General features: G+C 66.2%; 17 protein-coding genes and 1 pseudogene. 11 read left to right on the top strand and 7 right to left on the bottom strand.

Annotation, left to right across the window (positions count from 1 at the left end; translation table 11 throughout):
- Positions 1-8 precede the first annotated feature (8 nt).
- The 4 genes from KY49_RS16685 to KY49_RS16700 form a co-directional block, all read right to left on the bottom strand.
- Complete coding sequence (locus tag KY49_RS16685; RefSeq protein WP_042585696.1) at positions 9-266, bottom strand: hypothetical protein; 258 nt, start codon at positions 264-266, stop codon at positions 9-11.
- Positions 263-1,828 carry an AMP-binding protein gene (locus KY49_RS16690; protein WP_042585697.1) on the bottom strand — a complete coding sequence of 522 codons (1,566 nt, stop codon included), beginning with the start codon at positions 1,826-1,828 and terminating at the stop codon, positions 263-265. Before KY49_RS16690 ends, KY49_RS16685 begins: the two co-directional genes overlap by 4 nt.
- A complete protein-coding gene (locus KY49_RS16695) occupies positions 1,825-3,708 on the bottom strand; it encodes a hypothetical protein (RefSeq protein WP_042585698.1) in 1,884 nt (627 codons plus the stop codon). Before KY49_RS16695 ends, KY49_RS16690 begins: the two co-directional genes overlap by 4 nt.
- A 332-nt stretch (positions 3,709-4,040) precedes the next feature.
- Positions 4,041-4,754, bottom strand: coding sequence for an autoinducer binding domain-containing protein (locus KY49_RS16700; RefSeq protein ID WP_042585699.1), 714 nt, complete (start codon positions 4,752-4,754; stop codon positions 4,041-4,043).
- Positions 4,755-5,592: 838 nt separating this feature from the next.
- On the opposite strand from KY49_RS16700, the gene KY49_RS16705 reads away from it, so the two are divergent.
- The 7 genes from KY49_RS16705 (at position 5,593) to KY49_RS16735 (ending at position 13,922) form a co-directional block, all read left to right on the top strand.
- On the top strand, positions 5,593-6,219 hold the full coding sequence (locus tag KY49_RS16705; RefSeq protein WP_042585700.1) for a TetR/AcrR family transcriptional regulator: 627 nt from the start codon (positions 5,593-5,595) through the stop codon (positions 6,217-6,219).
- A gap of 92 nt (positions 6,220-6,311) precedes the next feature.
- Positions 6,312-8,462, top strand: a complete 2,151-nt coding sequence (locus KY49_RS16710) for a TonB-dependent siderophore receptor (RefSeq protein WP_231636444.1) — start codon at positions 6,312-6,314, stop codon at positions 8,460-8,462.
- A complete protein-coding gene (locus tag KY49_RS16715; RefSeq protein ID WP_042585702.1) occupies positions 8,459-10,360 on the top strand; it encodes an extracellular solute-binding protein in 1,902 nt (633 codons plus the stop codon). The genes KY49_RS16710 and KY49_RS16715 overlap by 4 nt, the downstream gene beginning before the upstream one ends.
- Entirely contained in the window at positions 10,357-11,409 is a 1,053-nt protein-coding gene (locus KY49_RS16720) for an ABC transporter permease subunit (protein ID WP_042585703.1), read from the top strand. Before KY49_RS16715 ends, KY49_RS16720 begins: the two co-directional genes overlap by 4 nt.
- Positions 11,406-12,518, top strand: coding sequence for an ABC transporter permease (locus KY49_RS16725; protein ID WP_231636445.1), 1,113 nt, complete (start codon positions 11,406-11,408; stop codon positions 12,516-12,518). The genes KY49_RS16720 and KY49_RS16725 overlap by 4 nt, the downstream gene beginning before the upstream one ends.
- A 30-nt stretch (positions 12,519-12,548) precedes the next feature.
- Positions 12,549-12,974 carry a GNAT family N-acetyltransferase gene (locus KY49_RS16730; protein WP_042585704.1) on the top strand — a complete coding sequence of 142 codons (426 nt, stop codon included), beginning with the start codon at positions 12,549-12,551 and terminating at the stop codon, positions 12,972-12,974.
- Between the two features lie 87 nt (positions 12,975-13,061).
- Positions 13,062-13,922 carry a PhzF family phenazine biosynthesis protein gene (locus KY49_RS16735; RefSeq protein WP_042585705.1) on the top strand — a complete coding sequence of 287 codons (861 nt, stop codon included), beginning with the start codon at positions 13,062-13,064 and terminating at the stop codon, positions 13,920-13,922.
- Positions 13,923-14,088: 166 nt separating this feature from the next.
- On the opposite strand, the gene KY49_RS16740 is transcribed toward KY49_RS16735, so the two are convergent.
- Positions 14,089-15,234: a helix-turn-helix transcriptional regulator gene (locus KY49_RS16740; RefSeq protein WP_042585706.1), complete on the bottom strand. Its 1,146-nt coding sequence runs from the start codon at positions 15,232-15,234 to the stop codon at positions 14,089-14,091.
- A 138-nt stretch (positions 15,235-15,372) separates the two neighbouring features.
- Between KY49_RS16740 and KY49_RS35770 the strand changes: the two are divergent.
- The 3 genes and pseudogenes from KY49_RS35770 to KY49_RS16750 form a co-directional block, all read left to right on the top strand.
- A pseudogene (locus tag KY49_RS35770) lies at positions 15,373-16,443 on the top strand (hypothetical protein); the annotation flags it as partial.
- Between the two features lie 932 nt (positions 16,444-17,375).
- A complete protein-coding gene (locus KY49_RS16745) occupies positions 17,376-19,547 on the top strand; it encodes a hypothetical protein (protein ID WP_042585707.1) in 2,172 nt (723 codons plus the stop codon).
- Between the two features lie 7 nt (positions 19,548-19,554).
- Positions 19,555-20,265 carry a DUF3142 domain-containing protein gene (locus KY49_RS16750; RefSeq protein WP_042585708.1) on the top strand — a complete coding sequence of 237 codons (711 nt, stop codon included), beginning with the start codon at positions 19,555-19,557 and terminating at the stop codon, positions 20,263-20,265.
- Here the strand turns inward: KY49_RS16750 and KY49_RS16755 are convergent.
- Together KY49_RS16755 and KY49_RS16760 are read right to left on the bottom strand one after the other, a co-directional pair.
- Positions 20,262-20,840 carry an isochorismatase family cysteine hydrolase gene (locus tag KY49_RS16755; RefSeq protein WP_060131045.1) on the bottom strand — a complete coding sequence of 193 codons (579 nt, stop codon included), beginning with the start codon at positions 20,838-20,840 and terminating at the stop codon, positions 20,262-20,264. The genes KY49_RS16750 and KY49_RS16755 overlap by 4 nt on opposite strands.
- 142 nt (positions 20,841-20,982) lie before the next feature.
- Positions 20,983-22,161, bottom strand: a complete 1,179-nt coding sequence (locus tag KY49_RS16760; protein WP_052495738.1) for a multidrug effflux MFS transporter — start codon at positions 22,159-22,161, stop codon at positions 20,983-20,985.
- A gap of 137 nt (positions 22,162-22,298) precedes the next feature.
- Here KY49_RS16760 and KY49_RS16765 point away from each other — a divergent pair, with 137 nt between their 5' ends.
- Positions 22,299-23,168 (top strand): LysR family transcriptional regulator, encoded by an 870-nt coding sequence (locus KY49_RS16765; RefSeq protein ID WP_042585881.1) that lies wholly within the window; start codon positions 22,299-22,301, stop codon positions 23,166-23,168.
- Positions 23,169-23,197 lie beyond the last annotated feature (29 nt).

Here is a 23,197-nt window from a genome sequence, read left to right on the forward strand (position 1 = left end):
GTGGTCCTTTATGCGTGTACTTTGGCGGCCAGCAGGTCGACGATGTCGCGGCCGGTGCGCAGCTTCGCGAGATCGTCCTCGCCGAATTCGGTGAGCGGCACGCGCGCGGTGTCGCACACGCCGCTCAGCAGCACGATCAGTTCGAGCGACGCGAGGCCGAAGTCGAACGTCAGGTCGTCGTCGAGCGGCAGCGTCGCCGCGTCGGACGCGGGCCGCCCCGCTACTTCGCACAGGTGGCGCCGCACGATGGATTCGATGTCGGTCACGCTTGCCCTCCATAAAGTCGCTCGATTTCGTTGTTGAACGCGCTGAAGATTGCGTTGCGCTTCGGCTTGAACTGCGACGTGACGAAGCGCGTCTCGCCGCCGAACGGCCGCGGCGCGATGAACGCCTTCACGATCCGCTCGTGCGGCGCGAGCGTCGCGTTGAGTTCCGCGAGATGCGCGTGGATCGCCCTATGGTCGGCGCGCGCGTCCTGCGGCGAGATCACCGCGACGAGGAACGGCCGGCCCGCGCCGTACAGCACGCATTCCTCGACGCCGACGTGCGCCTTGACCTGCTCCTCCAGCTTGCGCGTATGCACGTTCTTGCCGTTCGCGAGCACGATCAGGTCGTCCGCGCGGCCGAGGATGTACAGGTAGCCGTCGTCGTCGAAGCGCGCGAGATCGCCGGTGCGCACCTCGCCCGTCGGCAGGAAGATCCGCTCGCTCGCGCCGGGCTCGCTGTACAGGTATCGGGTGTTGACCGGCTCGTCCGCGCCGACGATCAGCACGCCGTCGTCGTCGATCCGCGCGCGCTTGCCCGGGATCAGCCGGCCGACGCTGCCCGTGCGCGCCGCGCCCGGATGGTTCTTGGTCACGATGCAGGTCTCGTTCATCCCGTAGCCTTCGAAGATCGGCACGCCCGCTTCGTCGAAGAAGCGCAGCGTCTGCGGGTTCGCCGGCGCGGAGCCCGTCCACAGGTAGCGGATGCGCGGGCCGAGCAGCGCGTCGATCCGCCGCCTGCGCGCGTCGAGGCCGGCGTCGTCCGGCGGCGTGGCGCGCTCGATGCGCTTCTTGATGCCGTCGTAGAAGCCCGGCACGCCCATCACGACCGTCGGCGGCTGCTCGCGGATCGCCTCGAGCGCGAACTCGAACGGCGCGACGGTCGCGTCGTGCCCGTAGGTCAGCGCCGAATAGATCCAGTAGCGCTGCTGCAGCAGCGACAGCGGCAGGAACACCAGCACGTCGTCGCCGTCGCCGTGCGCGTAGAGCTGCTGGACCGCCGCGAGCGACGCGTCGATGCTGCCCGCGCGCGCCGCGAGCCCCTTCGGCTCGCCGGAGCTGCCGGACGTGAACTTGATCGTCGTGACGTCGTCGCGCGCATACGCGGCGGATTCGAACGGCGGCGCGACCGGATCGACGTCGCGCCCGTTACGTCCATCGCGGCAGGCGCGCACGTGCGCATCGACGAGCGCGCGCAGGTCGCGCGCCGGATCGAACGACGTGGCGCCGTCCGCATAAACGGCGTCGAGCGCGTACCGGTCGACGAGCGCCTGGTCGGGCCGGAACTTGCCGAACTCGAAGCCGGCCGTCACGATCCCCGCCTTCAGCGCGGCGAGATCGAGCAGCACCCACGCGAGCCCGTTGCGCGCGACGACCCCGATGCGCGCACCGGGCGCGAGGCCCCTCGCGCGCAACGCGTGCGCGAGCCGCGCCGCCTGCGCGTCGAGCTGCGCGTGCGTGAGCACGATGCGCCCGCCCTGCTGGAAGAACGTGACGCGATGCGTCGCGCGCTTGCCGCCGTTCGCGGCGACGGTATTGACGACGCTTGCCGTGGACGCCGTCACAGTGCGCCCTCCGCGGCCGTCGCGCGCAGTGCATCGGCCGCGTTCGGCAGCACGTCGCCCGCGAGGTCGAGATAGGTGCCCGCGTCGAATCCGTTGACGGCGAGCCGGTGCGCATCCGGCGTCATCAGGTAGTTGACCAGCGCGGTGTACAGCGCTTCGAGCCACAGCGTGCGGCGGCGCACGCGCAGCATGTCCTCGGTCGAGTATTCGTCGCCTTCCGCGCGCACGACGCGCACGTCGTAGAAGCCGCGATAGCGCCGGCCCGCGATGTTCAGCGGCGGGCGCGACATGTCCGGGCCCGGCACGCGGATCGAGTACTTGACGCGCGCGCGGTTGTGCGCGGCGCGGTGCATGTCCGAATGCGACGAGATGTCGGGCACGAGCGGCGGGTAGTACCAGTGGCGAGACGCGCGGATCAGCGGCCGCTCGAAGTTGCCCGGGATGAAGTGCCAGCGGTTGAACTGCATGCGCTTTTGCACCGAGGTCGCGATCATCGTGCTCTCCGGCTCGCCGAAGCGCGCGATCGTCCGGTGCGACACGTAGGCGGTGAAGAAGCTCGCCGGCGTGAGCGCGTGGATCGTGTCGAGCAGCGTCGTCTCGTCGTACGCGACGAGCTGGCCGATGTCGCGCAGCGAGCTCGACATCCCGTAGTCCGAGCCGGTCGCGAGCACCGCCGATGCGACGGTCTTCTCGATCAGGTATTCGATCCAGCTCGTGACGGCCGTGCTGCCCGCGTCGCAGCGCACGCCCGCGACGTCGCGCGCGATCGCGGCGTTCGCGAGCAGCGCCATCGCGACGTATTCGGGCGGCGAGAATTCGCCGCGCGGCGACACGAACTGGCGGAAGTCGTCGCCGAACTCGCGATACCACTGGTCGTGCGCCTCGGTCGACGCGCTCGAACGCAGGATCCGCTCGGTCTTCTGGAAGTTGAGCCCGTAGATCCACCGGTAGCGCAGCCACGGCTTGCCGATCGCGCACAGCGTCTGCTCGCGGATCTTCCGCGCGCGCTCGAACAGGTCGAGCCCTTGCGGCACCGCAACCTCGCATCCGGCGTCCGTATAGGCGGCCGCGAGCCGGTCGAGCCGGCCGACCAGGTCCTGCGCGCTCAGCAGCGCGCCGTTGAATTCCTCGAAGCGCACCGAGCGGCCCGACAGGAACAGCGCGTGCAGCGCCGCGACGATCAGCACGTCGTCGTCGCTCCAGGCCGGGTACGGCTGGTCGCGCAGCCCGGGCAGGTGGCCCTTGCCGCCCTTGCTGTCGATCAGGTTCGTGTAGCGGTCGATCAGCGCGAAGAAGCGGTCGCCGACGTAGAAGCACACCGATTCGACGTGCTCGACGTGATCGATGACTTCCTCCAGCACGCGCGGAAGCTGGCCTTCCGCATGCACGCGATCCATCGCGACGCGCACTTCGGCTAAGCTGCGGCGCTCGATCGCGCGCCACGCGGCGACGCCCGCGTCGATCTCGGCGAGCACGCCGGCGCCGACGGTCACGGTGCCGAGATCGACCCAGCTGTCGCGTGCGTCGTAGGCGACCTTCGGCGCCGCTGCCGGCCGGATGTGCAGGCGCCCGAGCGAGTTCACGTAGAGCGCGAGCATCGCGGCGCCGCCGGTGTCCGCTGGCGTATCGGCCGGCGTATCCGCGTCGATGAGCAGTTCACGATGGCGCTGCAGCACGTCGAGCGCGGCGCGTTCGTAGGCGCCGAGCGCCAGGCGCGCCTGCTCGAGCGGATAGATGCCGCCGTGCGTGACCGCGTGCCGCGCGACCTCGCCGGCCGGGCGGCCCGCATGCGAGCCGCCGCGCAGGTACGCGGTCATGTCGAACCCGTACAGGCTGTGCGATTCGCGGTCCTGCGTCGGCATGTGTGCTCTGGGGTCCATCGTCAACCTCTCTTCAGGCAAGGAAACTCGATCAAATGACGCGCTCGTCGGACCTGCCGGAGAGCACGCGTGCCGGGGTGCGTCGTTTCGACGGGATGAAGCGAGGCGAACGACCGATTCGTGCGGACATGGCGGCAACCGCACCGGACCATTCGCTGGAGTGAGATTTCAGCGCGCGACGTGCGGCGCGACAACTACCAGAGTTAGGAGCTACAACCGTTTGCGCATCGCATGCGACGCTCGTACAGCGCGCATGCGATGCGGCGGCGCGTGCACAGCGTCGGGGAAGGTGCCGCTTCGGCACGATCAGCGGGAAAGACGCGCGCGAAGAATCAGCTCAGCAGCCCGAGCATCGTCGCGCGCACCACGGCGGAGGTCTTGTTCGCGGCCTTGAGCTTCGACACCGCGTTCTTGACGTGGAAGTTGACGGTATCGACGGAGATCACCAGGATCGTCGAGATCTCGCCCGACGTCTTGCCGTCGGCCGCCCATTTGAGGACTTCGACCTCGCGATCGGTGAGGCAGCGCTCGGTGTCGGGCGCGAGCTTCGGCATCAGCTTGCCGGTCATCGCGAGATGCGCGGTGCTGACGAGCCAGCGCATCTTGAACTCGTTCTGCTCGAGTTCCGCCGGCGTGATCGGCCCGTTGGAACGCGCGAGCGTCAGCATGCCGGATACGCCGCAACTGTCGAATGCCGATTGCGTCCAGCCGTGCCGCAACCCGTGCGCCTGCGCCTCTCGCCAAAGCTGCGGCGTGGCGGCGAAGCATGCGTCGCTCCAGACGATCGGCGCCTGGGAGCGGCGCGCATGCTTCACGGTCGGATCGATGTCGACGTAGCGCGCCTCCCGATAGCGCTTCTGCCACGCCTCCGGATAGTTGTCGAGCATATGGATCCTCGGCCGCGACACCGGCCACGGCATGCGCAGGCCGTACGCGCAGTACTCGTAGCCGAGACTGCGCGCCGCGTGCTCGATCCAGCCGTAGACCTCCCGTTCGGAACCGGCCTGCTCCAGTCCGGCCAATAGTGCTTCAACCCAGTTTGTCATCTTGGCTCCTGATCGCGTCTCCGGTCGTGCCGGCGCGTCATGCGCGGAACCGGCGCGTCGCACGGGCACTGCGGCCCGGCCGACGCACGCGCTCCCGGACGGGGTCGCCGTCCGGCCACCATCGAGAAAGGCACACCGGGGACTTTGGTTCGATGGTGGGACTGCTCGATTTGCAACGACGATGAAATTTCGCTTCGATGCGGCGGAATCGGACCAGTTGCCATCCCGTGATCGGCGATCCGGCGATGTTCCGTCACGTTTTACGAATTATTTTAAAAGAACGACGAGAACTGTTTTGATTTCCGCCATCAAAAAAAGGGATTTCGTATTGGAAGTGAATACCCAATTCGACTCAAATTACATTTTTGCAGAATTCGCATGCGCCGCAGGCATGCAATGAGCCAAAGTGCGGCCTGGAAGCGTGAATTTCCGCAGTTCCTCACGAATAATCCTCGAAATCATTTCGATAATCGAAAAAAATTCGCGAGCAAGTACGGATTACCGGAATTTTGTCAAGATGCGGATACCGATAACCCGTTTCAAACAGGGTTACCCAGAGAGGCGAGCCTAATTAATGATTCGATCAGAATATCGGAGTAAATCATCCGATCAGCCCCGGACGATAATCGCCCCGTATTCGGATTCAATCCGCGCCTGTCACGCACCGCGCCCGCCCGGGCCTCGACGAAAACCGTACAGCGCCGTCCGTCACGCAGATAAGCATGTGACAGGATGTTCTTGGACACCCCCGGCGCCGCTCAATAACATACCGCTCGTACTGTTTCCTTGCCCTTTCCCTGTTCAGCGCAACCCGACGGGGCGCGCCGCACGCCAGACCATGACGAATGCCGTATCGACCACGCCGCCGCGCGTGCGACGCTCGCAGCACGAGCGCAGCGCGTCCGCTCGCTTCGCGCTGATCAGCGCCACGCTCGATTGCCTGATGGAAATCGGCATCGCGCAGACGTCCATCACCGAGATCTGCAAGCGCGCCGGCCTGTCGCGCGGCGCGCTGCTGCACCACTTTCCGCACAAGAACGAGTTGCTGGTCGCGTCGTACATGGCGTGGCTCGAAGGCAAGCTCGTGACGCTGGAGGCGCGCCTCCAGCCGGCGGCCAGCGTGCGCGCCGAAGTGGCGGCGTGGCGTGCGCAGATGAAGGAGACGTTTTCGATGACCCAGGAGTTCTACTGGGCGCTGCGCAACGACCGCGACCTGCGCGAACGCTTCAACGCCGCACTGCTCACACATCCGGTGGGCGACGATGCGAGCAACCACCTGCCGCGCACCCGCATCGACGCGTCGCGCTCGCCCGAGCTCACGCGCTACGTGATCGCGTGCTTCATCCGCGGGCTGTGTTTCCAGGAGCTGTTCGTGCGCGACCAGGCGATTCCCGATCGCGCGTTCGAGCATTTCGTCGACATGCTCGGCGCGTTCCTCGACCAGCCGGGCGCCGATCCCGCATGAGTTTCTTCCACGGCTGATTGCCACCCGTTCCCGGCGTGCCGGAATCCACCTGAAATATCGCATTCCTATCGATGAAGACAAGAGCATTCCGCATGCGCATGCTTTCCGCCCTGCTGCTGGGCACGGGAACGCTTGCCCTGTCCGTCGCGCACGCCGCCGACGACGCCCCGACCACGACGCCCGCCGCGCCGAAGCCGCCCGCGAAGGTCCACGAGCCCGCCGACGGCAAGGTCCACAGCCTCGCGACCGTGACCGTCAACGGCAAGCGCCAGCATGCGCCGCACGTGTCGAGCGGCGCGCTCGGCACGCGCTCCGACCTCGAAACGCCGTTTTCCACGCGCGTCGTGAAGCAGCAGGAACTCGAGGACCGCCAGGTCAAGGCGCTCGGCAAGGTCTTTGCGGAAGACGCAGCCGTCCTGTCGCTGGGCGACACCTATTCGTTCAACGCGTATTCGATCAACGTGCGCGGCATCGCGCTCGACGACTACAACGGCTACAAGATCAACGGCCTGCCGTTCTACATGACGACGGTGGAGCTGCCGGTCGAGTCGTTCGAGTCGATCCAGCTCCTCAAGGGCGCGTCCGGCTTCATGTACGGCTTCGGCGCGCCGGGCGGCATCATCAACTTCGTCACGAAGAAGCCGACCGATACCTTCACGTTCAGCGCCGACGCCGGCTACAGCTCGGACGGCGTGTTCAGCGAGCACATCGACACCGGCGGGCGCTTCGGCCCCGACCGCCGGCTCGGCTACCGCTTCAACATCACGCACGAGCAGGGCGGCACCTACAGCGGCTCGTCGGTGCTGCGCAACTCCGAATCGCTGTCGCTCGACGCGCGGCTCACGAACGCGCTCACGTGGACCTTCGACGGCATCTACCAGTCGCGCAAGGTCGCGGGCGGCATCCAGGATCTCACGCTCGACGCGTACAAGGGCGCGAGCCTGCCGCGCGCGCCGAGCGGCCGCACCAACCTGTCGGCCTACGACGATACGTGGTTCAACTCAAACGTCTATTTCCTCGGCACCGGCCTGCACTGGCAGATCGATCCGGCCTGGAAGGCCAGCGTCGACTACAGCCACAGCAAGGACGAACGCAGCTACTCGGGCCAGTGGCTCGGCCTGCTCAATCCGCAGGGCGACTTCGATACGTTCCTCAACCGCGCGCGCGGCTCGTCGATCTACGACCAGGTGCAGGCGACGGTCGAGGGCAGGTTCTCCACCGGCCCGATCGCCCATCAGGTCGTGGCCGGCGTCGCCGAGCAATGGCTCGGCAAGAAGACCGTGCCGAAGTCGCTGTATACGGACATCGGCTCGAACAACCTGTATGGGCCGATCACGACGCATACGTGGAACGGCACCTACGACTACGGCCTGCAGTACGACAACTTCAGTTCGCAGCAGAAATCGGTGTTCGCGAGCGACACGCTCAGCTTCCTCAAGTATTGGTCGCTCCTCGCCGGCATCCGCTACACGAACTACCACCAGTCGTCGCGAACCAGGCCGGGCGCCGCGAGCGCGACCTATACGTACACGCCGATCACGCCCACGCTCGCGCTGATGTTCCGTCCGCGCAGCGACCTGCTGTTCTACGCGAGCTACGTGGAAGCGCTCGAAGACGGCGGCACCGTCGGCCAGACCTACGTGAACGCGAACGAAGTGCTCAACCCGATGAAAAGCAAGCAGTACGAAGTCGGCGTGAAATTCGACGGCGCGAAGGTCGGCGCATCAGCCGCGCTGTTCCGGATCGAACGCGGCGCCGAATACGGCAACGCGCAGAACGTCTACGTGTCGAACGGCTCCGAACGCATCCAGGGTCTCGAGCTGAACGCGCGCGTGGACCTGCCGGCCGGCTTGCGGGTCACGGCGGGCGCGTCGTGGACCGCGGGCACCTATACCGAGACCGAAGCCGATCTCGTCGGCAAGCGCATCGAAGGCATTCCGCGCTGGCAGGGCGTGCTGCAGGTCAGCGACCGGATTCCGGGCCTGCCCGGCGTGACGGCCAGCGCCGAGGCGCACTATTTCGGCGCGATGATGGCCGACAGCTTCAACCAGTACACGTTGCCGAGCTACACGCTGTTCAATGCCGGCGTCAGCTACCGGACGACGGTCGGCGGTCACGGCGTCACGTTGCGTGCCGAAGTCGACAATCTGTTCAATCGCCGCTACTGGGGCTTCCTGCAGTCCGGCTACCTCTTCGTCGGCACGCCGCGCACGGTCGCGCTGAACGCGAGGTTCGATCTGTGAGCGCGCTGCGTCGCGCCGCGGCGGTCGCGGCGCTGTGTGCCGCGACCGCGACCACGGGCGTGCCTGTCGCGCGTGCGGCCGCCGGTGCGCCCGTCGACGCTGCACCGCACTGGCAAACCGTGCTGTCCGCCTTCGACGACGTGCCGCCCGGCCCGGCGTTCGCGCGCTTGCCGTGGGCCGACGCCGAGCCGCCGCGCGACGGCACGCTCACGCTCGCGAACTACGACGCGTTCTCCACCTACGATTCGCTCAATCCGTTCCTGCTGCGCGGCAACCCGGCGCCCGACCTGCTGAACCTGATGTTCGAAACGCTGATGCAGCGCAGCCTCGACGACGTCGACACGCAATACCCGCTGCTCGCCGATCGCGTCGCGCTCGCGCCGGATGGTCGCTCCGCCACCTTCCACCTGAACCCGGCGGCGCGCTTCTCCGACGGCACGTCCGTCACCGCCGACGACGTGCGCGATTCGTTCGAACGTCTCACGAGCCCGGCCGCGTCGCCCGTCTACAGCAGCCGCTATGCGCCGATCCGCGCGGCGATCGTCGTCGATGCGCGGACGGTGCGTTTCGAATTCCGCACGCCCGGCCGCCGCGCGGCCCTCGCCGCCGGCGATCTCTACGTGTTCTCGCGCAACTGGGCGCGCGCACCCGGCGGCGCGACGCTGACCTTCGATCAGCTCGCGACGGTGCCGCCGGTCGCGAGCGGCCCGTACCGGATCGCGTCGCACGCGAGCAACCGCGACATCGTCTACCGGCGCGACCCGCGCTACTGGGGCGCGGACTTGCCCGTGCGGCGCGGCATGTTCAATTTCTCGACGGTGCGCTTCCGGCTCTACAGCGATCCGTATGCGCCGTTGCAGGCGTTTCGCGCCGGCGAGATCGACGCGATGTTCGAAGGCAGCGCCGGGCAATGGACGCGCAGCTATGCCGGCCCCGCGTTCGCGAACCGCACGCTCTTCAAGCGCGAATTCCCCGAGCACGGCATCAGCGACATGCAGGGCCTCGTCTTCAACCTGCGTCGCGCGAAGTTCCGCGACCGGCGCGTGCGCGAAGCGATCGGCCTGGCGCTCGACTACGCGTGGATCAACCGCAACATGTTCTACGGCCAGTACACGCGCACCCGCAGCTATTTCGACGACAGCGAATTCGCGGCGACCGGCGCGCCCGGCGCGGACGAGCGCGCACTGCTCGAGCCGTTGCGCGACACGGTGCCGGCCAGCGTGTTCGGCCCGCTGCCGCCGCCGCCCGATACGTCGGGCCCGGACGGCCTGCGCCGCAACCTCGCGGCCGCCGAGGCGCTGCTCGCCGACGCCGGCTGGCGGTATCGCGACGGCGTGCTGCGCGACGCCGGCGGCGCGCCGTTCACGCTCGAATTGCTCGACGACGGCTCCGGCATGGAACGCATCCTGCTGATCGTCGTGCGCAACCTGCGCCTGCTGGGCATCGACGCACGGCTGCGCATCATGGACCAGACCGTCGTCAACGAACGGCTCAAGCGCTTCGACTTCGACATGACCACGGTCGGCTACCGCGCGGCCAGCCTGCCGGGCGCGGAGCTCGAACGGCGCTTCGGCAGCCGCGCGGCGCGCACTCCCGGGTCGGAGAACTACGCGGGCGTCGCGTCGCCGGCCGTGGACGCGCTGGTCGCGGCCGTGCAGCACGCGCGCGGCAAACGCGAGCTGACCGCGGCGGCGCGCGCGCTGGACCGCGTGCTGCTGGGCGAGCACGTGATGGTGCCCGAGTGGCACATCACGCATGCTCGGATCGCGTGGAACCGGCGCATTGCGCCGCCCGCGCGCACGCCCCGCCAATATCGCTGGGCCGACTGGGTGATCGGCTGGTGGCATGCCGGCCCCGATGCCGCCGGCCCGGCGGCGCACGAGGAGAATGCACGATGATCGCGTACATCGGCCGCCGGCTGTTCCTGATGATCCCCACGCTGCTCGGCGTGCTGACCGTCACCTTCGTCGTCATGCAGTTCGTGCCCGGCGGCCCCGTCGAGCAGGTGATGGCACGGCTGCAACACGCGTCGCCGCATGGCGAGGGCGGCGGCAACGGCGATGGCGGCTATCACGGCGACGAAGGCGTCGATCCGGCGCAGATCGCCGCGATCCGCCATGAGTTCGGCTTCGACGCGCCGCCGCTCACGCGCTACGTGCGGATGCTGTCGCGCTACGCGCGGCTCGACCTCGGCCAGTCGTTCTTTCAGCACCGTTCCGTGTGGGCGCTCATCTGCAGCAAGCTGCCCGTCACGATCGCGCTCGGCAGCGCGACGCTCGCGCTCACGTACCTGATCTCGGTGCCGCTCGGCATCGCCAAGGCGCTGCGCCGCGGCTCAGCTTTCGATCTCGCGACGAGCGCCGCGCTGCTCGCGGGCTACGCGATTCCCGGCTTCGTGCTCGGCGTGCTGCTGCTGATGCTCCTCAGTGGCGACCGGTTCCTGCACCTGTTTCCGCTCGGCGGCCTCGCGTCGGACGGCTACGACCAGATGCCGTTCGTCGAGCGCATGCTCGACCGCATGTGGCACCTCGTGCTGCCGGTGACGGCATCGGTCGCGAGCAGCCTTGCGGTGGTCGTCATGCTGACGCGCAACGCGTTTCTCGACGAGCTTGCGCGACAGTACGTGCTGACCGCGCGTGCGAAGGGCGCGTCCCGCCGCAGCGTGGTGTGGCGACACGTGCTGCGCAACGCGCTGATTCCGATCGCCACCGGTTTTCCGGCTGCGTTCGTGGCCGCCTTCGTCGGCGGCAGCGTGCTGATCGAAACGCTCTTCTCGCTCGACGGCGTCGGGCGGCTCTCGTACGACGCGATCGTCGGCCGGGATTATCCGGTCGTGCTCGGCTCGCTGTTCGTCTTCACCGCCGTGAGCCTGCTCGCGAAGCTGGCCGGCGATCTCATGTATGCGCTGATCGATCCGCGCATTCACTTTGGCGGCCAAGCACGATGAAACCGTCCACTTCGATGACAGCCGTTTCCCCTGCTCACCCGGACGTTGCGGGCGCGATCGCGCTCCCGCAGCCTTGCCCGCCCGCCGGCATCCTGCGGCGCTTTCGCCGTCACAATGTTGGCTTCGCGAGCCTCGTCGTCTTCGCGATCCTGTTCGCCGCGAGTCTCCTTGCCGACTGCCTCGCCAACGACCGGCCGCTCGTCGCCCGCTACGACGGGCGCTGGCTCTTCCCGGCGCTGCACGCGTATGCCGACCGGCAATTCGGCGGCGCGCTGCCGACCGAGGCCGACTACCTCGACCCGTTCATCCGCGACCAGTTCGCGCGGCCCGGCAACTTCGCGCTCTATGCGCCGGACCACTATCGCTACGACACGGTCGCCTATCATGCCGCGCGGCCGTTTCCTGCGCCGCCCTCCGCCGAGAACTGGCTCGGCACCGACGCACTCGGCCGCGACGTGTTCGCCCGCGCGCTGTACGGCTTTCGCAGCTCGATCCTGTTCGCCGCCGCGCTCACGCTGTCGGGCGCGCTCGTCGGCGTGCTCGCGGGCGCGGTGCTCGGCTATCACGCGGGGCGCGTCGATCTGGTCGGGCAACGCCTGATCGAGATCTGGAATGCGCTGCCCGACCTCTATCTGCTGATCATCCTGTCGTCGATTTTCGAGCCGAGCCTGCCGCTGCTGTTCGCGCTGCTCGCCGCGTTCGGCTGGATCACGCTGTCCGACTACGTGCGCGGCGAGTTCCTGCGGCAGCGCTCGCTCGACTACGTGCGCGCCGCGCGCACGCTCGGGCTGTCCGACTGGCAGATCATGCGGCGGCACATCCTGCCGAACAGCCTCACGCCCGTGATCACCTATCTGCCGTTCCGGATGAGCGCCGCGATCGTCGCGCTCACGAGCCTGGATTTTCTCGGGATGGGCGTGCCGCCGCCCGCGCCGAGCCTCGGCGAACTGCTCGCCGAAGGGAAGGCGCATCTGGACGCGTGGTGGATTTCGGCGACGGCGATCGGCGTGCTGGTGGTGACGTTGCTGTTGCTGACCTTCATCGGCGATGCGCTGCGCGAGGTGTTCGCGCAGCGCGAGCAGGCGGGCGTTGGGGCGGGTGATCTATGATGCTATGCCCTATCCGGAATGTTGCCCTCGATGACCTACACGTACACACTGACGGACCACGCGGACGAAAACATTCGCAAGCAGATCGTCGAGCCGCTGGTTCGGTTCAACGAAGCCCAGGCCGGCCCCAGCCACTATCGCCCGCTGGTCGTCGTGCTGAGCGATGCGGAAGACAAGATTGTCGGCGGGATGTGGGGAGCCACGGGTTATGGCTGGCTGTTCACCCAGTTGCTCGTCGTGCCGGAAAGCGCGCGCGGTCGGGGCGTGGGCACACGGCTCATGCAACTGGCCGAACAGGAGGCGATGGCGCGCGGGTGCCACAGCGCATGGCTCGATACGCACGAATTTCAGGCGCGGCCGTTTTATGAAAGGCTCGGGTATGTCTGCTTCGGCGAATTGCCGGATTATCCCGTTGGGCATTCGCGGATTTTCCTGAGGAAGAAGCTGGGGGGCTGACTGCTGTATGGATGTTTCCCTCCGACGCGACCAGCCTGTCACCGCTTCCTTGAAGTACGGTGATCGCCATACCAACATGAGAGTCGAATGACAACGTATGTCTTCCGCCTGCTGAATGTATTTGCCGAGTCTACGTTCGGCGGCAATCCCCTATGTGTGTTCGAAGATGCGCGCGGCCTTGATGAAGCGACGATGCAGGCGCTGGCCGTACAGTTCAACCTGTCCGAAACGACATTCGTTTTGCCGTCGGACCGTGCACATGCGCGGGTACGCATCTTCACACCCGGCTACGAAATGTCCTTTGCAGGCCATCCCACGCTCGGTACGGCGCACGTCGTACGAGACATGTTGGATGCCGGCAACGATATCGAACTTGAATTCAAAGCCGGGGTTGTAGCCGTCCATGCAGATCACGACGTGTGGACATTCGCCGCGCCGCACGCGGGCATGCCGAAAACAGCCGCTTGCGAACTGCCTGATACAGAAGCCGCAGCGCTGCTGGGACTGACGGAGGGCGATTTGCTCGCGTCACCCATGTGGATCGACACAGGCGCGGATCAACTGCTGGTCGCAGTCAAGGACGCCGACACCGTGCGCCGCACCCGGGCCGATAGCGCATGGCTCGATATGTGGCCGAAAAGCAGTCTCGGCCGCAAGACGGCATATGTGTTCGCGTTTGACTCCGGCCGCCCCGGGAAGGTGGTCTCACGCTATTTCTTTGCGAAGGCGGGAGGTGGCATCTCGGAGGACCCGGGTACCGGCTCGGCCTGTGCGAATCTCGGCGGCTGGTTGCTTGCCAACAACCAGCATTTGCCCGCCGTCTTTCAGGTCGAGCAAGGTGAAGCCGTTGGCCGGCCTTGTCTGCTGCGGCTGTCGGTTAGCGCGAATGGCGAGATCGGCGTTGGCGGTCGTGTGATCGAACTCGGACGCGGTGTGATCAACGTTTAGACGCAGAAATCCGCCGGCAGGCATTGCATGGGAGCAGGCGCCTTTGGGCGCCTGAATGACCGTTTCGGGTTGCGGATTCAAATGGTCGACGCGACACATTCAGCGAGCCGGCGAGTCGGTCGGCACCGGACCTCCCGTGACGAGGCGAAGGGGCTGCGTCGCCTCATCAACGCACGATTGGCATGCCCGCGCGAAGAAGCAGCGATACAAGTTCCGCCTGCCGGTGCGTGTCCGTCTTCGCCAGGATCTGCTTCAGATAACCGCGCGCGGTTCCCAGGCCTATGCCCAATTGCGACGCCGCCTCGGCGAGGTCCGGGCCGCGTACGAGCAGCGCCGCAAGCATCGCCTCGCGTCGCGTGAGGTCAAACGTCGCGACGAGGAAGCTCGGATCAATCTCCGGCAGCTTGGCCGGTTCCATGACGAACAGAATCACCCGTGTGGCCGTACTTATTCCGTTCGGTATTTCCGACGCAGAGACCGGCACCACACGAATGACCAGTGGAAGATGGGGCGAACGGCGCGACACATAGCATTTCAACGGCGCCCAGGGTCGCGCGACGGCTTCGCTGGCATCCCGGCCGCCGGCGTTCAAGCGGACCGCCGTTGCAATGGCGTCGCGCAGGCTCTGGGCGTCGGCGGGCGACGACGCAGACACTTCGTTGCGTTTGAGCAGAAGTCCGTCGCCGCAGTGTGCCAATGCTTCGGCGCGACCATTGGCGAAAATCGGGCGCATCCTCGCGTCGAGGAGAATCACGCCACACTCCAGGCTCGAAATAACTTCGTATGCCTCTTTTGTCCTGAGATCCGCCGCGGCGAGACGATTCTGTACCTGCAGCGCCGTCGTCAGATGCGGCACGATCAATCGGGCGGCCTCGACATCGTCGTCGCTGAAATCGGCCATCCCGAGATCTCTGCCCACTACAAAATAAACACCTCGATCGGGAACAAGCGGCGCGAGCATTCCATAAAATCCACCCGTCGGTCGCACTGCGTCGCAATAGAATTCCGATCGCCGGAACGCCCCATCCGAGATAAACGAAGTCTGGCGCAGCGGCATACCGACCGGAATCGCCTTCACCCAGTTCGGTGGTTGCGTTTCGAATTTCCGTTGCATGCGCCGCGCGTACTCGGCATCAAAGCCGGTCGTGATTGCCGACCCAGGTACCGTCGCCGCCGACACTCCCAGGAAAATTGCCTTGCGCGCCCCAGTCGCCTCGGTGACAGAGATACCCGCGTGTGACCAGCCGTCGGGTGCAAGCGCCGCTTCATAGACATGCCGGATCGCTTGATGGATTGTTTCGACGCGCGTCATGTTTGCCACCGGTCTGAGGACGATTTCCCTCCCAAATGGGAGTGCCGGACGTACTCAATCTGAACGAAAGTATAGGCGCGGGCGTTTCAGGTACGAAACGCAAAACCCTATACGTCATCGAACAGGACGGGGAAAAAAATGGTCAAATTGGCTGCCTCAAATCAATTCGGCATTTCGGATCAGACCGACGTATTTCTCGTTGATAGAGAGGGCGCCCTGCAGGTCGCCTGGGTAAACGGTGCCGGAAGGTGGAACGGGCCAGTTCCGATCAGTCCGCCGGGCCTTTTCCCTCTCGGCGCCGCCGTCGCAGCGTCGAATCAGTTCGGACTTTCGGATCAGACCGACGTGTTTGGCGTGGACAGAAATGGGGCCTTGCACGTTGCCTGGGTCAATGGCGCTGGCGGATGGAACGGGCCGGCTCCGATCAGTCCGCCGGGCCTATTCCCTCCCGGCGCCGCCATCGCAGCGTCGAACCAGTTCGGGATTTCGAATCAGACCGACGTGTTTGGCGTGGGCAGCAATGGGGCCTTGCAGGTTGCCTGGGTCAATGGCGCCGGCGGATGGAACGGCCCGGCTTCGATCAGTCCGCCGGGCCTTTTCCCTCCCGGCGCCGCCGTTTCAGCGTCGAACCAGTTCGGGCTTTCGGATCAGACGGACGTGTTTGTCGTGGGCAGCAACGGGGCCTTGCACGTTGCCTGGGTCAATGGCGCCGGCGGATGGAACGGACCGGCTCCGATCAGTCCGCCGGGCCTTTTCCCTCCCGGCGCCGCCGTTTCAGCGTCGAACCAGTTCGGGCTTTCGGATCAGACGGACGTGTTTGTCGTGGGCAGCAATGGGGCCTTGCACGTTGCCTGGGTCAATGGCGCCGGCGGATGGAACGGACCGGCTCCGATCAGTCCAGCGGGCCTTTTCCCTCCCGGTGCGGTCGTTGCAGCATCGAACCAGTTCGGGCTTTCGGATCAGACGGACGTGTTTGCCGTTGACGGCAACGGGACCCTGCACGTTGCCTGGGTCAATGGCGCCGGCGGATGGAACGGACCGGCTCCGATCAGTCCGCCGGGCCTCTTCCCTCCCGGCGCCGCCGTCGCAGCATCGAACCAGTTCGGGATTTCGGATCAGACGGACGTGTTTGCCGTTGATGGCAACGGGATCCTGCATGTTGCCTGGGTAAATGGTGCCGGTGGATGGAACGGACCGGCCCCGATTGTCCCACGACTGCGTCCAACTATTACGCTTCGTCCAGTGGCCGATGAAGGACGATTCATAGAGGTTACCGGCAACGGGTTCACTTCTGGCGGGACCGTCCGACTCAGTTACGACATCTTTAGCGGAAGCGGACCCACGACGCACCAAACCGGACAGAAAACGCTTACGAGCAATGGAACGGGAAACTTTCTCGACCACATTCCCGTAAACTTGGGCGAGGTAAGCGGTGCACAGGTAGAGGCAACCGATACAGCCTCGGGCGCGACAGCGGACGGATCGATTTGACTCCGCTGCAATGGAAGGAATCGTCCGACCCATTAGCGACATACTTCAAGCTACGCGCTGCATCGACGACGTCCGTAAAAATCTGCCGACCGGCGGCAGTGGGTCGATAGTGGGCTGCCCCGGTCACAGAAAGCGGTCGTTCTCAGCGACGATCGCGGCGGTTGCGCCGAACATTCGCCCCGGTCAATCTTCGGTCCGCGACCGAATGGAAGATGTCTGCCACAGCCACCGAAATTGCCCGTCGACGTCACCATCAGCACATTGAACTCCCCAATTGAAGCGCCGAGGACGTCGGCGCCAGTACAACTCGGTCATTCGCTACCGCACGGCATGCGCGAAAACACGCCCGATCGCAACATATTCGCGTTCCCGGACGCGCATGGCGACTTGCTGAAGCGATTGTTGCGACGCGACGGCGGCCTTCACCTGCCCTCGAAGCGCCCTGAGAAAGAACCTGCGCGGCCGCGCGCTGCCACCCACGCAAGCTCGCCAACAACCACGCGGCCTGCGCGCTTGCTACCCACAATCCACATTCAATAAAATCAACCCCTTTGGCCTTGCTCCCCCGAGCAAGCAAGCCCAGCACAAGCGGCTTCGAGCCCATGGCCGAAATCCTCGAATCCGCCTGACTCCACCCCAGCACAAGAACAATGCCGAAAACCACGTTGCTGCACCGAAACCTGATCGCCTCGCTGACGGCGAGCCTGCTTTGCGTCTCCCATGCCCACGCCAGCTCGGACGATAGTTGCTATTCGCCCGTCACGCTCCGGCAGAACACCTATTCCTGCGGAGGCATGCCAATCCTGACCCCTGCCAACGACACGCGCATCAACGCGATGCTGCTGATGGTCGACAGCGGCAAGGTCGCGCAGCTCTTCCCGGACCCGAAGACCATCCCGCCGGCAGACCGGGTAAACCGGATCATCGTGCCGTTCTCGTACGACTTCTCCGGATGGATCGACATCGGCCAGAAGCAGCCCGACACGGCTGGCAACGCGTCGGACGCCGCCGCCCCGTCGAATCGATACGCCGATGGCGAAGGCAGCATCTGCCGCAGCATGAATGCCGGCGTCGACGCGTTCAACGACGCACTGAACGCCGCCAAGGACCTCCCCGCTGACGAAGCCGCGCGCCTGCACGCCGCGCGCGTCGAAATCGCCCAAAAGACCTGCTCCGCAGGCGGCGCCAGTGCCGCGTGGACGAAGCCCTCGGTCAAATCGCCGATCGGGCAGCAGTTCGCGGCCTACCTCGACGGCACGAACGCGTTCTACCGCTTCGACTTCCTCGCCGCGACCAGGGCGTTCGCCGGCGCATCGCGCGGCGCCAACCCGTGGCTGAAGGAAACCGGGCTCTATATGGCCGGGCGCGCGCAGTTGAACGCCGCGCAGGCCAATGCCTTCGACAACGACAGCCCCACGCCGTCACGCGAACGCGTGACGAAGGTCTCGCTCGACGCCGCGAATACGGTCTTTCACACGTACCTGCGGATTTATCCGCAAGGGCGCTATGCGGCCTCCGCGTCGGGTCTGTTGCGGCGCGTCGCATGGCTCGGCGGGAACGTCGCGCAGCAAGCCGATCTCTACGACAAGGCGTTCGCGCGCTGGTCGCCCACGGCGTCGAACGTGCCGCTCATGCAACTGGCGAATGAACTCGACAACAAGCTGCTGTTCGCATCGGGATTCGACGCGCGCCAGGTCCAGTCGCCCGCCATGCTGGCGACCGTCGACCTGATGCGCATGCGCACGTCGAACAGCGGCGACTCGAGCCGCGACAAGCCGCTGGCACTGGGCGAATTGCAGGCGCAGAAGCCGAGATTCGCCGCTATGCCCGCGCTCTACGATTTTCTGCTTGCCACCTGGTACGTCTACGTCGGGCATAAGCCGGACGCGGCGCTCGCCTTGTTGCCGCAGACGCCCGGCGCGTCGCTCGACTACTTCGGCCTGAGCCAGCAGACGCTGCGCGCCTTCGCGCTGGAGGACGGCGGCCAGACCGACAAGGCACGGCAGCTCTGGCGCGATCTGATCCCGCTCGCGAAACGCCCCTTCCAACGCGAAGCGCTGGAGCTCGCGCTCGCGATCAACCTCGAGCAGGCCGGCCTCGTCGACGACGCATTCGCCGACGATTCACCCGTCCAGAACGCCGCCATCCGTGCAATCCTGCTGCAACGCGCAGCCAATGCGGACCTGCTGCGCGCACAGGCACAGAACAAGTCGACCAGCGCCGCACTGCGCGACATCGCGCTTTATACGCTGCTGTACAAGGAGTTCACGCGCGGGCACTACGCCGACTTCGTCGCGGACGTCGCACTGGTGCCCGACGCGCCCGCCGACGCGTTGAAGCCGTTCACCCTGCCCGGCGCCAGGAACGAGGACGGCTACGTATGCCCGTCCGCGCGCGACGTCGCGGCGGCGCTGCAACAGAATCCCGCCGATGCGAAAGGCCTGAACTGCCTCGCCGATTTCGTGCGCCGCCATCCGCCCGCTGCGGGTCTCGACGAATATTCGACGCCGTCGTGGGCTGCCAGCCCCGCGCCTGGCAGTGCCGCGCGCGTGCCGCCGACGCTCGGGAGCGCGCCGTCACTGTTCAAGGGCAAGCGGTACGAGCGGATGCCGAGCTACGTGGCGGTGATGGACGATGCGCAGGCGAACCCCAACGACCGGGCCTACGCGCTCTATCGGGCGATCAAATGCTATGCGCCGTCGGGCTCCAACGATTGCGGCGGCAAGGACGTTCCGAAGACCACCCGCAAGCGCTGGTTCAATACGCTGAAGTCAGCCTATCCGGGCAGCCCGTGGGCGCAGACGCTCAAGTACTACTGGTGAACCCGGCGTGAAGCGCATCTTGTGCACCGCGTTGCTGCTCTGTGCGCGCATCGCGCTGGCCGGCACGGTCGATCCCGCGCAGTACGATGCGTTCTGGCTATGGGCGGGTGTGAAGCCGCAAGCCGTCGTGCGCGATGCACGCACCGTCTACGTACTGCAAGGCCAGATCGAAGCGTCGCCCCGGGACGATGCGCAAGTGCGCTTCATTGCCCAGGGCGTCGCGCTGCCGCCCGCGCCGAATGCGCGCATCTGGCTCGTCTATCGTGCGCATACGCTGCGCTGGACGCCGCGCGTCACGCAGATCATGCTGGCCCAGCTCGCGCGCTGGCGTGCGTCGGGGCGCAAGATCGCGGGCATCCAGATCGACTTCGATGCGCGCACGCGCCATCTTCAGGACTACCTCGCGTTTCTGCGGACCCTGCGCGAGACCCTGCCCGCCGATTGCCGGTTGAGCATCACGGGGCTCCTCGACTGGAGCAGCCGCATCGATGCCGACCAGGTCAACCAGCTCAGGGGAATCGTCGACGAAGTGGTCGTGCAGACCTATCAGGGGCGCAGCACGATCCCCACCTACGCCGCCTATCTCCCCCGCGTCGCCCGGCTGCAGCTGCCGTTCCGCATCGGCGTGATCGAAGGCGGCGAGTGGGATGCGCCGCCCTACCTCGCGGCGAATCCGTGGTTTCGCGGGTACGTGGTATTCCTGCGCAATGCGTCCTAGGCCAGCATCCGCAACGCATCCGCGAGCGACAGCACCGTCGTGCGCGAATCGAATGCGGTGGAGAACAGATGTTCATGTACGACCTGATCCGGGTCGTAACAGCAATCCTTGACCGTATACAGGCGGAAATCCGCGTCGCTCGCATACGCGACCGACGACAGCACGACGCCGGTCGACGCAATGCCGACCATGATCAGCGAATCGACGCCTCGCGCGGAGAGTCGTACTTCAAGATCGGTGCCGAAGAACACGCTGGCGCGATGCGCGGTGATGAGCGGTTCATTCGCCTGCTGGCCTAATTCCGGCGCGGTCCGGTCGTCGATGAAGAGACCCAGCTGCTTGATCCCCTGCCCGTTCCTGTTCAACGGGCTGACTTCCGGATAGCCCGGACTGAACCGGAGGTTCGCGAAATAGACGCCGACGCCTTTGGCCCGCGCCGCGTCGCACAGTTTGCGCGTATTGGCGAGCAAGGCCGGCGCGACCGATGGAAAAAGCCCGAGAATGTCGGTCTGGTAATGCATGACGACCAGCGCGGTTTGCGCCGGCGCGATTGCCGGCAACGCTACTGCCTCCATTTGCACTGCTCCTTTATGTCGACACGCGGTTCATGCCTATAACCTGAGAACGTCGAATGCAGCGAACGCCAGTCATTATCGTTCCATTCGTTTGAATTGTATTTGGCCAAGCACTCTGCCGCACTGCATTGGATGACGCCCGTCATGCCGGGTCCGCCGAACGCATATGCCGACGTCGTGGAACGCATGCCGAGAGCGCCAGCAGTCCCAGCGCCAGAACCGACGCGGCAAGCACCTTGCCACTCGTGCCGAACAGCGCGCTCACGCTCGTCGCGACCAGCGCCGCGCTGCCGATCTGGCAAAAGCCGACGAGACCCGATGCCGTGGCCGAATGACCGTGCTCGCTCGCAACCGCGCCCGAAACGGCCAGCGACAGCGAAGACCCATTGGCCAGGCTGACCACGCACATCGGCAGCACCACCGCGGCGACGCCCTGAAGCCGAAACGCGGCCGCGGCGGCAAAGGCGATGCCGCCGACCACGAAGCAGGCGATGCCGGCCGCGACGATGCGATCGTAGGGCCAACGGTCGAGCAAGCGCTTGGCCAGCAGGTTGGCCGAGATGATGCCGGCCGTCAGCGGCAGGTACAGCCAACCGCTTTGTTCCTCGCTCAGCCCCTGCCGCGCGAACAGGAACGGTGACTGCGTCAGGTAGACGAACCACGCGCAATAGATCGTGCAGACCACCAGCGTGTAACGGCGGAAGGCGGGGTCACGCAACACATCGCGAAATCCGGCAAACGGCGACGTCCGGGTTCGCGCGCCCTCAGGAAGCGTCTCGGGCAGCAACGCGAGCACCATCAGCAGCGCGGCCGCGCCGAATGCCGCGACGAGCAGGAAGTCGGCACGCCAGCCGACCGCCGCGGCAAGATGGCCGCCGATGGCCGGTGCGAGCGCCGGCGAAAGCGAAACGAGCGGATAAACCACCGCATAGACCTTGGCGGACATGCGCTTGTCGCAGGTGTCGGCGATGACGGCCCGGCCGATGACGAGGCCCGACGCGGCCCCCAGCGCTTCCACCATGCGCCAGATCAGGAAGGCCGCGAAGCTGCCGGCCGCTGCACAACCCAGCGAGCCGACGATGTAGAGCGCGATGCCCGCCAGCAGGACCGGCTTGCGGCCGTGACGGTCGGAAAGCGGGCCGTAGGCCAGTTGCGCGGCCGCCAACACCAGCAGATAGGCGGAGACGGATTGCGGCATCTGCCAGTCCGCGATACCGAACGCGATGGACATGTCCGGCATGGCGGGCAGATAGACATCCGACGCGATGAGGCCGAACGCGCTCAGCATCGCGACGGTGAGAATCAACGATAGTCGTGGCATGACGAAACTCCGGGCACGCCGGCGCCGCCGGCATGCTTGGTTGGGACAGGAGCGGGCCATGTTACGGAGCCGTCGAACAGGTGAAAATGCACGAATTCGCAGATATGATCTGCAAATTTGCAGCCTCGACCGTGAACATGAACTGGGACGACGTCCGAATCTTTCTCGCCGTGCATCGCGCCGGCACGCTGCGCGGCGCGGCGGAGCAGCTCGGCGTCGATCAGACGACGGTGGGGCGGCGGCTGGGCAGCCTGGAGCGCGACTTGGGCAGCCGCCTGTTCCTGCGCACGACCGGCGGCCTCACGCTGACGGACAGCGGCCAGCAGGTATTGGGAACGGCCGAGGCGATGGAATGCATGGCCATCTCGTTCGAGCGGCGCAGCGAAGGCGCTGACGCGCTGGCGGCCGGCGAGGTACGCGTGACCACGACCGACGCGCTGGCGGTGGATTTCGTGGTGCCGGCGATCGAGCGCTTGCAGTGCCGCCACCCGGCAGTGCGGGTGATCATGAGCACCACGCCGCGCGTGCTCAATCTCGCGCGGCGCGAAGCGGATATCGCCGTGCGCACGTCGCGTCCGGATCAGCCCGAGCTGATCGTGCGCCTGCTCGGGCGCTGGGAGGTCGGGCTCTACGCGACACGGCGCTATCTGGAGCGTTTCGGCGAGCCCCGGCCCGGCAGCCATTTCGCCGGGCACGACATTGCCCGGTACCAGACGGGCGTCACGCAACAGCAAGACGACACGCTGGTCGGCGAACCCATGACCGACGGGCGCGTCGTGGCCGAACTGGACTCCAGTCTCATGCTGGCCACGTTCGTGCGCGCGGGCCTCGCGCTCGGCGAGCTGCCTGCCTACCTCGCGCTTCGTGACCCCGAGCTGGTGCGCATCTGGCCCGAGCGGCAGCGCGCCAGGCCATACGAAGCCTGGCTGGTATTGCACCAGGATCTGGCGCATACGGCGCGGGTGCGGGTCGTGGTCGACGCGCTTGTCGACGCGTTTGCGCGTTGAGACGCGCTGCCCGACCGGCGGCGCCCTCT

This window comes from Burkholderia sp. MSHR3999, assembly GCF_000833595.1.
GTDB classification, from domain to species: Bacteria; Pseudomonadota; Gammaproteobacteria; order Burkholderiales; family Burkholderiaceae; genus Burkholderia; species Burkholderia ubonensis.

Coding starts and splice junctions, on each gene's coding strand:
- KY49_RS16740 (WP_042585706.1), bottom strand. CDS start 15,234: ATGACGCGCGTCGAAACAATCCATCAAGCGATCCGGCATGTCTATGAA.
- KY49_RS16745 (WP_042585707.1), top strand. CDS start 17,376: ATGCCGAAAACCACGTTGCTGCACCGAAACCTGATCGCCTCGCTGACG.
- KY49_RS16725 (WP_231636445.1), top strand. CDS start 11,406: ATGAAACCGTCCACTTCGATGACAGCCGTTTCCCCTGCTCACCCGGAC.
- KY49_RS16705 (WP_042585700.1), top strand. CDS start 5,593: ATGACGAATGCCGTATCGACCACGCCGCCGCGCGTGCGACGCTCGCAG.
- KY49_RS16700 (WP_042585699.1), bottom strand. CDS start 4,754: ATGACAAACTGGGTTGAAGCACTATTGGCCGGACTGGAGCAGGCCGGT.
- KY49_RS16710 (WP_231636444.1), top strand. CDS start 6,312: ATGCGCATGCTTTCCGCCCTGCTGCTGGGCACGGGAACGCTTGCCCTG.
- KY49_RS16695 (WP_042585698.1), bottom strand. CDS start 3,708: ATGGACCCCAGAGCACACATGCCGACGCAGGACCGCGAATCGCACAGC.
- KY49_RS16735 (WP_042585705.1), top strand. CDS start 13,062: ATGACAACGTATGTCTTCCGCCTGCTGAATGTATTTGCCGAGTCTACG.
- KY49_RS16720 (WP_042585703.1), top strand. CDS start 10,357: ATGATCGCGTACATCGGCCGCCGGCTGTTCCTGATGATCCCCACGCTG.
- KY49_RS16760 (WP_052495738.1), bottom strand. CDS start 22,161: ATGCCACGACTATCGTTGATTCTCACCGTCGCGATGCTGAGCGCGTTC.
- KY49_RS16755 (WP_060131045.1), bottom strand. CDS start 20,840: ATGGAGGCAGTAGCGTTGCCGGCAATCGCGCCGGCGCAAACCGCGCTG.
- KY49_RS16765 (WP_042585881.1), top strand. CDS start 22,299: ATGAACTGGGACGACGTCCGAATCTTTCTCGCCGTGCATCGCGCCGGC.
- KY49_RS16730 (WP_042585704.1), top strand. CDS start 12,549: ATGACCTACACGTACACACTGACGGACCACGCGGACGAAAACATTCGC.